Origin of the sequence: Arthrobacter sp. B1I2 (assembly GCF_030816485.1) — a bacterium.
Taxonomy (GTDB): domain Bacteria; phylum Actinomycetota; class Actinomycetes; order Actinomycetales; family Micrococcaceae; genus Arthrobacter.
This window is the reverse complement of the sequence record NZ_JAUSYC010000001.1, coordinates 937102-949698: the sequence shown is the minus strand read 5'-3', so window position 1 is coordinate 949698 and position 12597 is coordinate 937102. Positions and strand designations below refer to the sequence as shown.

At 66.0% G+C, this 12597-nt stretch carries 9 protein-coding genes; 5 read left to right on the top strand and 4 right to left on the bottom strand.

Annotation, left to right across the window (positions count from 1 at the left end):
* Nucleotides 1-116: 116 nt before the first annotated feature.
* Nucleotides 117-536 carry a VOC family protein gene (locus QFZ57_RS04445; RefSeq protein ID WP_306629240.1) on the bottom strand — a complete coding sequence of 140 codons (420 nt, stop codon included), beginning with the start codon at nt 534-536 and terminating at the stop codon, nt 117-119.
* Complete coding sequence (locus QFZ57_RS04440) at nt 533-982, bottom strand: helix-turn-helix transcriptional regulator (protein ID WP_306898282.1); 450 nt, start codon at nt 980-982, stop codon at nt 533-535. Before QFZ57_RS04440 ends, QFZ57_RS04445 begins: the two co-directional genes overlap by 4 nt.
* Nucleotides 983-1350: 368 nt before the next feature.
* On the opposite strand from QFZ57_RS04440, the gene QFZ57_RS04435 reads away from it, so the two are divergent.
* From QFZ57_RS04435 to QFZ57_RS04415, 5 genes are all read left to right on the top strand, one after another.
* Nucleotides 1351-1878, top strand: a complete 528-nt coding sequence (locus QFZ57_RS04435) for a hypothetical protein (protein ID WP_306629238.1) — start codon at nt 1351-1353, stop codon at nt 1876-1878.
* An 83-nt stretch (nt 1879-1961) separates the two neighbouring features.
* On the top strand, nt 1962-5285 hold the full coding sequence (locus QFZ57_RS04430) for a DUF5107 domain-containing protein (RefSeq protein ID WP_306898280.1): 3324 nt from the start codon (nt 1962-1964) through the stop codon (nt 5283-5285).
* A complete protein-coding gene (locus tag QFZ57_RS04425; protein WP_306898278.1) occupies nt 5282-6601 on the top strand; it encodes a cellulase-like family protein in 1320 nt (439 codons plus the stop codon). Before QFZ57_RS04430 ends, QFZ57_RS04425 begins: the two co-directional genes overlap by 4 nt.
* Nucleotides 6602-6612: 11 nt before the next feature.
* The gene (locus QFZ57_RS04420; RefSeq protein ID WP_306898275.1) at nt 6613-8955 is read left to right on the top strand and encodes a beta-galactosidase; all 2343 of its coding nucleotides are present in this window, start codon (nt 6613-6615) and stop codon (nt 8953-8955) included.
* Between the two features lie 31 nt (nt 8956-8986).
* Nucleotides 8987-9874, top strand: coding sequence for a helix-turn-helix transcriptional regulator (locus tag QFZ57_RS04415; protein ID WP_306898273.1), 888 nt, complete (start codon nt 8987-8989; stop codon nt 9872-9874).
* A gap of 21 nt (nt 9875-9895) precedes the next feature.
* Here the strand turns inward: QFZ57_RS04415 and QFZ57_RS04410 are convergent, their stop codons facing one another.
* Both QFZ57_RS04410 and QFZ57_RS04405 read right to left on the bottom strand, forming a co-directional pair.
* On the bottom strand, nt 9896-10531 hold the full coding sequence (locus tag QFZ57_RS04410; RefSeq protein WP_306898272.1) for a PAS and ANTAR domain-containing protein: 636 nt from the start codon (nt 10529-10531) through the stop codon (nt 9896-9898).
* 1300 nt (nt 10532-11831) lie between these two features.
* A complete protein-coding gene (locus QFZ57_RS04405; RefSeq protein WP_306898271.1) occupies nt 11832-12557 on the bottom strand; it encodes a GntR family transcriptional regulator in 726 nt (241 codons plus the stop codon).
* Nucleotides 12558-12597: the final 40 nt, after the last annotated feature.

The following is a 12597-nucleotide window of genomic DNA, read 5'->3' as shown; positions in this document are numbered from 1 at the left end:
CGTCAGTAGTGATGTCCGTGGTCAAGATGTCCCCTTCTCCTGGAGCGGCGCTGGAGGAGGCTGTGCTGGCAGCCTTCCTCCGGCGTCGTCCGTTATATGCGCTGTTGGTTATATGCCTATGGCTGCTGGTTAATCCGGACCGTGTTGCCGGCGGGGTCGCGGAAAGCGCAGTCACGGATTCCGTACGGCTGGTCAATGGGCTCCTGGACGACGTCGGCGCCGCTGGCCTCAACCTTGGCGAACGCTGCATCCACGTCCGGCGAGGAGAGGACGATGGTGGCGTAGGTGCCTTTGGCCATCATTTCGGCAATGGTCTGGCGCTCGGCCTCGGTGATTCCAGGGTCCACGGCCGGCGGGTGCAGGACGATGGAGACGTCCTTTTGGCCTGCGGGACCAACGGTGATCCACCGCATGGTGCCTTTGCCCACGTCGTTGCGGATTTCGAAGCCCAGGGCGTCGCGGTAGAACGCCAGTGAGGCGTCGGGATCGGTAGCGGGAAGGAAGGTTGAGGAAATGTTGATGTCCATGGCAGTCATGCTAGTAACGGCTCAGGGACCGGCGCTTCTCGATTCCTGACCGGTCTGGTGACCTGTTTCGCCACGCAGGCGGGGATCCCCGCCGTCGACTGCGCCGCCTCCTGTTTGTAGATGCTGGGAGGCATGCCCACCAGCTCGCTGAAGCGGGTGCTGAAGGTCCCCAGCGAGGAACAGCCGACGGCGAAGCACACGTCAGTGACGCTGAGGTCACCGATGCGGAGCAGCGCCATGGCACGTTCGATGCGGCGGGTCATCAGGTAGCTGTAGGGCGATTCGCCGTACGCGAGCTTAAATCGCCGGCTGAAATGGCCGGCCGACATGTGCACGTCCCTGGCGAGGGATTCGACGTCGAGCGGCTGCGCGTACTCCCGGTCCATCCGGTCCTTGACACGCCTCAGCCGGGTGAGTTCGCGGAGGTAGGGATCGGAAGCGGGACTGGTGGTCACAGCTCTGATCGTGCTACGCGGCAGGGGTCTTGTCCACCCTCCGCCGGGTGCGGAATTGTGCGTCAGAAGAGCCCCTGGCAGCGGGGTATGGTTATGCCGCCGGCCAGCGTATGAGGTCCTCGCCCGAACAGGGCTCGAGGCAACGCAGAGCTGGATGATGCCGGTTCTTTCAGGACGCCCGGTGTCCCGGACACCACCGGCCAGATGGCCGTGGTCGAGGCGACGACCGGCTCCCTGCCTGTTGTAGCTTCCGTGCCTGTTGCTGCATCCGTGCACATCGGGGCGGACGGGCCGCGCCTGGCGGTGTAGGCGGACGACGGCGGTTCACGATACGGTACAACGGAGTTACGAGCCTGAGGGGGCAGCGCTTGACTACGGATCCATACATCCAGCCGCCCATGCCGCTAACCCAGTTCTGGAAGCTCGTTATCGCACTCGCTGCCGCCGTCGGGGTCGGTACCTGCGTCGGACTGGGTTTCATCTATTCCCACTTCTTCATAGTGGACTTCGGCACCCTAAAGGTCCTGGAGCGTCCGGCAACGGAGCGGGACGTGCCCGCCGCCAGCCGCATTTCGGACGGGGAGGCGAGAATCGATAGCGCCAGGTTTTTGGCCACCTACGAAAGCACCACTTACTACGCTGCCAAAGGGGCCACCGATTCTTCCTTCTGCATCCTCGGCAAAGGCGGCTACCGGGACGATTACTGGGAGCTTTGCCATGCGATGGGCGACGGCCGCGACCCCGTTGCCTACGTGTCGGGCCCCGATGGCAGGAACGTAGTACTCGTGCCGGACCAGTTCAACCACAGGGAGTTGGAGGCCGACGGGTGGGTCACAATCCATGACAACGTGATGATCCAACCTTTGGCGCCGTGCACGGCGCCGCTCGGTTGTTGAACGCAGTCCCGCGAATACGATCGTCCATATACCTGCGCGTTTCGGCCATGGGAAGCTGCGTCAGCAGTTCATAGCCTTGAGGGGTGACCCTCGACCAAAAGAGCCTGATTGTCCTGCCCGAAGCACCTGCCGACCAGCGGGACATCCTGGACGCAGGCGGAGTGGCCTGCTGGAGCGAGCCAGTCTGGATCGACACCTACGCTCCCGGCGATCCGGACCGGTATCCGCTGTTCCTGGACCGCAGGGTGTACCAGGGCTCCAGCGGCAAGGTGTACCCCATGCCGTTCATCGACAGCATCGAATCCGCCAAAAAGCCCAGACTGTGGCAGGCCATCCATCTGGAAAACCAATACATCCGGTTGATGCTGCTCCCGGAAATCGGCGGTCGCATCCACATCGGCTACGACAAGACCGCCGGCTACGACTTCTTCTACCGGAACAACGTGATTAAGCCCGGCCTGGTGGGCCTGGCCGGGCCGTGGATCTCCGGCGGGGTGGAATTCAACTGGCCCCAGCACCACCGGCCGGCCACCTTCCTGCCGGTGGAAACCGCCGTCGAGCGTGCTGAAGACGGGACCGTCACCGTCTGGCACAGCGACCTGGACCCGCTGCAGCGGATGCGCGGAACCCACGGCGTGCGGCTGTGCCCGGACACTTCCCTCATCGAGGTGGAAGCCAGGCTGTACAACCGGACGGATGAACCGCAGACCTTCCTCTGGTGGGCCAACGTGGCGGCCCGGGTGCATGAAAACTACCAGTCGTTCTTCCCTACGGACGTGTCCTACGTGGCGGACCATGCGCGGCGCGCCATCACCGCCTTCCCGCGTGCGGACCGCCCTTACTACGGGGTGGACTACCCCGCGCTCGCGAGGGAGGGCGGCAACCCGGACGCGGACCGGCTCGACTTCTACGCCGACATTCCGGTCCCCACCTCCTATATGGTCACCGACACCGCGGACAGCTTCTTTGGCGGCTACGACCACGACGCCGGCGCGGGCTTTGTCCATTGGGCGGACCGCAGCATTGCACCGGGCAAGAAGCAGTGGACGTGGGGGAACGGCCCGGTGGGCAAGGCATGGGACAAGCATTTAACGGACGACGACGGCCCGTACGTCGAGCTGATGGCCGGCGTTTATACGGACAACCAGCCGGACTTCAGCTACCTGGCACCCGGCGAGACGCGCACCTTCAGCCAGTACTGGTACCCCATCCGGCACATCGGCCCGGCGCACCAGGCGAACCTGGAAGCCGCCGTCGCGCTTTCCCTTGACCCTGCGGGACGCCATGTCAGGGTGGGCGTCTCAAGCACCGGCCACCACGGGCACGCCACCGTGGTGCTCACGCTGCGGGGCGAAAGAGTCCAGGACTGGGACGGGCCGCTCTCGCCCGCCCACCCGTTCACCGCCACTGTTCAGCTGCCCGCCCCGGCCAAGGAACCCGACCTCACTCTCCAGGTCCTGGACGGCAACCGGGAGCTGATTTCCTGGACCCCGCGGATACGCCTAGACAACCCGCCCGAGCCCTGGGCGGCCACGGAGCCTGCGGCGCCCCGGGACATGGAAGGCCAGGACGAGCTGTTCATCACCGGAACGCATCTGACGCAAAACCGGCACCCCACCAGGCGGCCCCTGCCGTACTTCGAGGAAATGCTCCGCCGGGATCCCCTGGATTCGCGGGCGTCGATCGCGCTCGGCGCGGCCACATACCGGCTGGGCCACTACGGCCAGGCCCGGAAACTCCTCGAGAACGCCCTGGCCCGGCTGACCCGCCGCAACCTCAATCCGGCAAGCGGAGAGGCCAGTTACCGGCTTGGCCTGGTCCTGGAACGCACCGGGCGGCTGGACGAAGCTGCGGAACGGTTCGGGAAGGCCGCCTGGGACCGGGCGTGGGGACACCCGGCGCAACTGGCCCTGGCGCGGCTGGCCCTCCGGTCGGGAAACCCGGCGCAGGCGCTGCAGCATGCCGAATCCGCGCTGGTTCTGGAGGCAACCAGCCCCGAAGCGCGTCACCTCCGGTATCTGGCACTCGAACACCTGGGGCGCCGGGACGAAAGCGCCCGGCTGCTGCAGGACATCCTGGCCGCCGACCCGCTGGACCCGGTGGCGCTGGCGCTCGCTGGAACGCTGGACGCGAAAGACCCCAAGACCAGCGTGACGGTTGCCTGCTGGCTGGCCCGCGCGGGTCAGTGGCAACGCGCCCTGGACCTGACCCGGGCCGACGGCAAGGTCCACGGCGAGGGCCGCAGCCCCGCGGCGTTCGGCAACCCCGGGGCGCTGCGGCACTACCTTCGGGCCAGCTGGCTTGAGGAACTGCGCGACCCCCAGGGCGCCGCGGCAGAACGTGCTGCGGTGCGGCGGGCGAACACCACTTACGCGTTCCCCTACGGCTTGGACGACTTCGATGCGCTGCACCGTGCCCTCGAAGCCGACCCGCGTGATCCCGTGGCGCACGGGTTGCTGGGATGCTGGCTGCTGGATGCAGGTCGGACCCGGGATGCGCTGGTGCACCTGGAGGAAGCGATGACCCATGGCGCCACCGACCCTGTGGTGTGGCGGAATGCCGCGTTGGCGACGGTGAACACAGGGGGCGACCCGGACGCTGCTGACGCGTACTTGGCCCGCGCCTTGGAGTTGGGCCCTGGTGACGCCCGGCTGGTCTTTGAACGGGCCGTGCTGGCGGAGCTGCGCGGCCTGCCCGCAGAGCAGCGGATCGCGGATATCGAGCGGCATGGGCCTGCCTCCCTGGCCCGGGACGACCTCGCCGTTCTCTATGCGAACCTTTTGACCGACGTCGGACGGGCTGCGGACGCCCTGGCACTCCTGGCCTCCCGCGCCTTCCAACCCTTTGAAGGCGGTGAGGGTTTGGCGCTCGCCGCTTACGACAGGGCTGCCGTCCGGCAGGCGCGGGCGTTGATGGAGCAGCAGCCGACGGCGGCAATCGCCTTGTTGCGCGAGGGCATCGATGCGCCGGCGAACCTGGGCGAGGGGCGGCATCCGGGGGACAGCATGGCTGAGCGGTTCGTCGCGCTTGGCGACGTGCTGAAGCATGTGGGTGACGCCAAGGCTGCCGAAGAGGCATGGACCAGGGCCTGCCGGCGGGAGAATCCCCTGGCCGTGGACCCTGGTCCGGTTGGGCCTGCCGGCTACTGGCGTGGTGTTGCCTGCGCCAGGCTGGGCAGGCTCGACAAGGCGGGGACTGTCTGGGGCAGCCTGGAAGCCCGGGCTGATGAGATGGAGTCCGCTCCCGCCGCTCCGGGCTACTTCGCCACGTCCCTGCCCGAGCTGCTGCTGTTCGATACCGGGACCACGGCGCCCCGGAGCCAACAGGCGGCATCTTTGCGCCACCTGGCCGCGGAGGGGCGCCTGTTGACCGGCCGCCTGCAGACGAAAGAAGGAGCAGCGCTGTGACAAGGGAACCGCGGTACCTGGGGTCCGGAACGATCGAAGGTGACACGCCCGCCCTGACCGGAGCGCCGCCGTCGCACCTTCCATCCCGCCTGGCCATCACCCTCTGGGACTTCTCCTGGTACGCCCGGGCCGAGGAGGGCGGGCCGTACGCGGACCTGGACAAGGCCTGCGCCGAGGCTGCTGCGCGGGGCTACAACACCATCCGGATCTGCGCCGCACCGCTGCTGCTCTTCGGCGGACTGGGGCTTGACGCCCTGGCGGAGGACCTCGAGATCGAGGGACTCGGAACAGCGCCCGACGGCGGAATCTACGGCCGGGGCACGCGCTGGTATGACGCTCCCGGGGGCTGCCGGCTGAACCTGTGGCAGCGGTTGCTGGACCTGTTCGATTGTGCCGCACGGCACGGTCTGGTGGTCATCCTGGCCAGCTGGGAATACCAGCAGTCACCGGTTTTCGCAGCGTCGCCGCGGTGGTTCGAAGCCATCGACGCGGTGCCGCTGGGGGAGAGGTACCGGGTCCTGGCCGATGCATGGGACCGGCTGATCCGGGCCCTGACTGAGGCCGGGCACCGGGAACGCATTGCCATGGTGGAGCTGCACAACGAGGTGGACTTCTCCATCCTCCCGGCGCTCGCCGACGGCGGGAGCCGGCAGCTGCAGCGGCTGCGGTCAGTGCATCCCGATCTTCTGCTCACGGCCAGCTACGGAAAGCCGCCGCACCTGGCCATGCACACGCTGCCGGATGGACTGGGCGCGGCGCAGTTCCATGTTTACAGCTACGGTGTGCTGGATGCGCTGCAGCGGCAGATCGACATCCGGTCTGAAGGGACCAGCGGTTTTCCCAACCCGGCGTTGCGGGCGCTGCTGAAGTCCGACGCTCCGTCCCTTGCGGAGTACGGTCGACTGGCCGAATGGAAGTACCGGGCCACCGTGGTCACGGACCAGATGTTCTACGGCTACGACTGGATCGACCCCGGCGCGTGGGACACCTGGCTGTACAACGAATACGGCCCCTACCGGGAAGTGATGCGTCGCGAGATCGAATCCCGCGTAGTCGCCATCGCGGCGTGGGCACGCTGGAAAGACGTGCCCGCGGTGGTGGGCGAGGGCTGGATCGGCTACACACCCCTGCTTGGCACTTTTGAGGAGGGGCCCGTAGGCCGCGACCTCGCCGAACGCGGCATCCGGATGGCGCTGGAGCACGGGGTCTGGGGAATGGTCCTCTGCTCCAATGCGGCACCGCACCACCCCATGTGGGCCGATGAAGAATGGCAATGCCGCATGAACCACCTGATCCTTACCGCCGCCGTGAACTGAAAGACGCCTGCATGAGCTCCCCGAACACCGCCCTTGAACTCCTGACCGCCGTCCACCTGCCGCATGAGCTGCCGCTCCGGCGCCCGCCCATGAGCAACACAGAGGACCGGCACAGCCGGTGGCGGCTCACCAGCCACTACCTGGAGTGCGGCGGCCGCCCGGCCATCCCGGTCTCAGGGGAAATCCACTTCAGCAGGCTTCCCCGGAACCGGTGGGAAGACAGGCTGCGTCTGATGAAGGCCGGCGGCATCACGGTAGTGGCCTGCTACGTCTTCTGGATCCACCACCAGCCGGTCCAGGGCGAGGCGCGGTTCGATGGCAACCTGGACGTTGCCGCTTTCGTCCGGCTGTGCGCCGCCCTGGATCTGGACGTCGTCCTGCGCATCGGCCCCTGGGCCCACGGCGAGGTCCGAAACGGCGGGTTCCCGGACTGGGTCCAGGCAGCCGCCGTCGAGCACCGCACCAACGATCCCGCGTACCTCGCGATGGTGGAGCGGTGGTACAACTGCCTGGGAGTTGAGCTGCGCGGCCTGACCGGGCCGGACAGCCACGTGATCGGCATCCAGCTGGACAATGAGCTCTACGACCAGCCCGCGCATCTCACCGAGCTGAAGAAGCTGGCCCGGGCGTCCGGGCTGACGGCCCCGGTGTGGACGGCAACCGCGTGGGGCGGGGCTGATCTTCCGGACGGGGACGTCCTGCCGGTCTTTGGCGGCTACGGCGACGGCTTCTGGGTGGACGCCGGCGCCCCCTGGGACCCCACCTTCCGCCAGCACTACTTCTTCAGCCACCAGTGGGATGACCCCGGCATCGGTGCTGACCTCCGCGAACATCTCTCCGGAAGCAATGCCGCTCCGCCTCGCTCGCCGTCGAACCTCTTCCCGCCGGCCACCTGCGAGCTGACCGGCGGCATGGCCACGGCCTACCAGCGCCGGCCATGGCCCCAGGGCAGGGACGTGGCTGCGGTGGCCAACAACAAGATCGGCAGCGGCTCGGCCTGGCAGGGGTATTACATGTTCGCGGGCGGAACAAACCCCGCAGGCGGCCTGCAGGAGTCCCAGGCAACCGGCTACCCGAACGACCTTCCGGAGTTCGATTACGACTTCCACGCCCCGATCGGTGCCGCCGGAAGGCTGGCGCCGGGCTTTGGGCTGCTGCGCCGGCAGCACGCGTTCCTGTCCGCGTTCGGGGAGCGCCTGGCACCGATGCCGTCCTCTTTGCCGGACCGGGTGCCGTCAGGGGTTGAGGATTCGGAGACGCTCCGCTGGGCGCTGCGGTCTGATGGGAACTGCGGGTTCGTGTTCATCACCTGGTACCAGCCGCATATTCCACTGCAGGAATATACCGGCGCGCAGTTCCGTCTGGGGCTGGCGGACGGGGCGGTGACCGTTCCCGCCTTGCCGGTGGACATCCCGCCCGGAACCATCGCTGCCTGGCCGGTGAACCTGGAGGTCGGCGGTGTCCGGCTCCTGTGGGCCACGGCATCCCCGCTGACCATCCTCGACGCCGATTCCGCCACCCCAACGTTGGTCCTGGCCGCCGAGGCCGGCATTGCAGCCCAGTTGTGCCTGCCGGAGGGGACAGCCCTTGAGGGGGCTGCCACCGCCTGGGGCGGAGGCACGTACACCGTTGATTCCTCTGTGCCGGTGACGCTGACGGTGACATCTCTCGAGGGCTCCCTGAAGATCCTGGTCCTGCCGGCAGCACTGGCGGACCAGGCCTGGGTTCTGGAAACCTTGCAGGGCAGGGAGTTGGTCCTGTCAGCAGATCCGGTCTGGGTTGATGCGGATGGGCTGCTGGCGGGCAGGGCGCTCGGAGCACCTTCGGCCCGGCGGTACTCTCCAACGGCCGGGACGTTCGAGGAGGTGGCTGCCGCTGCCGTGGTCCGTGAGCCTGCGCACCAGGCGCTTGCAGTGCAACTGGTACGCGATGCACGCCCTGTTCCTGCGTCCTTCGGTTCCCTGGCCGGCCGGGCAGCGGCACCAGACGACGGCGTCTTAGCGGAGCTTTCGGCCGCGTACAAGGTTGAGCTTCCGACGGCGGGACTCTCCGAAGTGCCAGGTTTCACCGAGTTGGAGATCGCTTGGGCGGGCAACGTCGCCCGGCTGCTCGTGGACGGCCGGGTGGTGGGGGACCGCTTCTGGGACGGGTCCGCGTGGGTCATCGAAATGCACGACGCCGGCATCCAGCCAGGGTCCGACGTCGCCCTCCAGATCCTGCCGCTGCCCAAGGAAGCAAAGGTGGGCTTGCCGCTGGCCGCACAGCAGCGGCGTGATGGCGTGGACGGTGACCTGATAGCCGTGGACGGGGTGCAGCTGGTCCGCTGGACCGACTGGTGCGAAGTCCGGCAGTGAGGCGGCCCTTCCGTCGTAGCATGGACATTCCGTGACGGAGGGAGCGAATGTGGAACGGGCGCACGGGTTCCAGAACCAGCGGCTGGTGGTGGTGCCGCGGCCGCTGGTCCGCGAAGCACTCACCCGCCCCATTACGCGCCACCTGGTGGTCACCGATGCCGGTGTTTTTCCTGCTGCAGAGGACCACGGACGGTACCGGCCCCAAGGCGCGGACGAAACCATCGTCATCCTCTGCGTCGCAGGGCGGGGGTGGGTGGAAACCGCCGGTGCCCGCAGCGACGTGGGCAAGGCCACCGCCGTCGTGCTTCCCGGCGGTACCGGCCAGGCACATGCCTATGGTGCCCACAAGGACGACCCATGGACGATCTGGTGGTGCCACGTCCGCGGAACCGATGCTGCCGAGCTGATAGCGGAGGCGGGAGTGCGCGTTGACCGTCCCACGATTCCGCTGGCGGCGGCGGACCGGTTGACGGCCATGCTGGATGAGATCATCACCGCGCTGGAGAAGGACCAGTCGCCTGCGCGTTTGGTTGCGACATCGGGGATGGTGTGGAAGCTGCTGGCGACGCTGGCCGTGGACCGCCGCGTCGCGGAGACCGGCACTCCGTTGCAGCAGGCCATGAACTACCTGGAGGAACGGGTAAACGGGACCATTCGCCTGGCCGATCTTGCGGCGCTGGTGGGCGTCTCGTCGTCGCACCTCAGCAAGCTGTTCCGGGAAGCGACCGGCGGGGGAGTCCTGGCCCATCACACCGCCCTGAAAATGGCCCGGGCCCGCCGCCTGCTGGATACCACCGACCTGACCATCGCACAGGTGGGCCGGGAAGTGGGCCTGCAGGACCAGTTCTATTTCTCCCGCCAGTTCCGCCGGCTGCACGGGGTCAGTCCCAGCGCCTACCGGGCGGAGCGGAAGGGGTAAGGGCGGGCTGCTGTGGGCCGGTTACAGCAGCGGGTGGTTCTGGTTCTCCGGATCTCCGGCCCGGGTGGTTGCCCGGTCCACCATGTCGCGTGCAATGTCATAAACCTTGCGGTTCGTATCCTGGCTTAGCTGGCTCATGAGTTCGTAGGCCTGGTCAGCGTTGACACCGGTGCGCCCCATCAGGATGCCCTTGGCCTGTTCGATCACTGCCCGGTTGCGGGCTGATGCGGCCACCGCCTCGGTGGCAAGTTGGTGGCGGTCAGTATGGATTGACTGCGTCAGGTCCACGACCACACCCCAGACACCAATAGGTGTGGCCCCGTCGAGGATGTAGTCCGCAGAGTAAAGCAGTTTGTGCTGACGGTCCTTGCGGTCCCGGATGGATACGTAGATGGACGATGGTCCGCCAGCCGATGACACGCGGTCCCAATAGGCCTGGACCCTGGGCCGGTCTTCGGGCTCGATGTGGGCGGAGGCCATCTCCATGGAGGGGACAACATCGCCCCGCTCATACCCGTAGATGCGGTACAAACTGTCCGACCAGCGGAAGACGCCATCCGCGAAGTAGTATTCGACGAGTCCCGTGGGACAGTCAAGAAAATCGTCTTGCGGGACTTTGCCTGGCACAAGCCCTGGGAAGTTGCTGCTGGATGTCACTGACGGCCATTCGACGTGCTTTGTCCTGGCTGCCCCCTGGCCTGGACTAGGAAGGATCAGGATATAGCAAGGGACCCCGCCTCCGGAGTGTTGGCGAGTAGCTATGGGCACCGCCAGCTGGATGGCCGTGGAACTATGAGGGCGCTTGCCGGAGAGCTGTGACCACCGCGAATGTTTCAGGTACAGGTCTTTGAATCTCCGAACGGAGTGTCCAAAAATCCAGTAACCGACCCTAACCTGACAGGCGACGGACGGACTGCCTGACGTCCGGTATGGGTGTAGTTCTATGGAACGAAAGGGCGCGTGGTCCGGACCGGGTTGACCCGCCCTTGTCTACGAGGGTGGACGAAACGTCGAGAAGATGTCCGTCAACTAGGGGCCAGCGACCAGTCGGTAAGTTCGTGCGAGTTCATTTTGCGCTATTGCCTTAGACATCATTTTGTTTCTGGGGGTTGAAACAGGACCGGGGTTGCCTATGCTGAGCGTATGTCCGACAGGGACCGCTTTTGGCTACCGTCCGCGTCGAAGTTCCGCGGTTCAAGCTATGCCCGGAAAGCGTTGCCAATCTGGGGCCATTCGTAGTCAACGATGGAGTACCAGGCAGTATCGCGGCTACGCCCTTTGTAGACCAAGGCCTGGCGGAAGATACCCTCGAAAGTGAAGCCGAGCCGTTGTGCAGCTCTCCTGGACGGGGCGTTGAGACTGCCGCATTTCCACTCGTAGCGCCGGTAGCTGCTACGAAGCTGGTAGCCGTCCCCTTCGGTTCTAAAATAGCCGATAGCTCTAGCGTCAATGTCCTGCCTGGCACTTCTGTCGGGTCAGATCGTCGTCCCACGGGGCACCGCCGCATCATCCTTTAGGGCCCCCATTGGCCGGTACGTTGAAATCAGGGGAAAAATGCCAAAACCGAGCCGGAAATGGCCCTCTTGCAGGCACTCCCCCGCGGGCTTCAAAGAGCCGATAGTAGATGTTCCGTCAAGCTACGCCCGCAGGGCAAAGGCACAACGACGGCAGGTAGCAGGGGAACGGTTTACTCCAGCTTGGCGTGACGCAGGTACTGGTAGAAGTCAAGACCTTGGGCATTCTCTTGTCCGGTTGGGGTGCGCCTAACCTGCGGCCGTGAGCCAGCTCTTCCGGGCCTGATTAGTCCGGTGACGCAAGGGCCCGTGCTCGGCAGAACTATGAGCGGACCCCGCCCTCCAGCGTGGTTCAGCGGGCACGAATAGTTCGAAATCGAATAGGCAGGCGTACCAGTAGGCGGTCTTCGAGGACCGGAGAGTTGCCTGTCTTTCCTGTCGGGTCAGGACAGGCGCGCTACGCTTCGGCGGCTGGGTCGGGGAACCGTACCGTCGGAAAAGAGCTCAGGGGTGACTTCCTGGATCCGCTGGACGTCCTCGAAGACGCCCCGCAAGTGGAGGCGCAGCGAGCTGTCCGCGTCAACGAAGTTGTTGGCTTCCAGCGCATCTACCACTGCGGTGTGCTGTTGGATCAGTGTTGCGATAGGTCTGGTGTCCAGCAGGCTCAGTCGTCGTGCGCGGTCGAGGTGTGCCTTGGCAGAGTTAACTGCAGCCCATGCGGACTCATGTCCGGCAAGGCGGAGGAGCTCGCGATGGAACTCCTCGTCGAGCCGGAAAAACTCCTCGACGTTTTTCTGCAAGTCGGCTTCCGTCTGGCTCTTGAGTATGTGCCGGAGTCCGGCAATGCCTTCATCGTCCACGGCCAGATCCCGCAGTGACGCACATTCGATGGCCTCCCGCACGAACTGGGCCTCCGACACGCGGCCAAGGTCCACCAGAGAAACGAAGGAGCCAATCTGGGGGAAGACCTGGATCAGGCCCTCTTCGCGCAGCAGGATCAGGCTTTCGCGAACTGGCGTCCGGCTGACCCCCAGTTCCTGAGCCAGCTCATTCTCAGAAAGCGGCTCGCCAGGGGGCAGCTGGAGGGAAATGATGCGACGCCGAATCGTTTCCAGTGTCTGATCCCTTACGGACAGCCGCGGCGCGCCGCCTCTTTTCTCGCTTGCCATAGCTCCAGTCTAAACTGTTGACACACTAGAATGGTAGTGC

What these genes read in the sequence shown, in the direction of transcription:
- QFZ57_RS04445 (WP_306629240.1), bottom strand. Translation starts at nt 536, where the DNA reads ATGACTGCCATGGACATCAACATTTCCTCAACCTTCCTTCCCGCTACC.
- QFZ57_RS04405 (WP_306898271.1), bottom strand. Translation starts at nt 12,557, where the DNA reads ATGGCAAGCGAGAAAAGAGGCGGCGCGCCGCGGCTGTCCGTAAGGGAT.
- QFZ57_RS04420 (WP_306898275.1), top strand. Translation starts at nt 6,613, where the DNA reads ATGAGCTCCCCGAACACCGCCCTTGAACTCCTGACCGCCGTCCACCTG.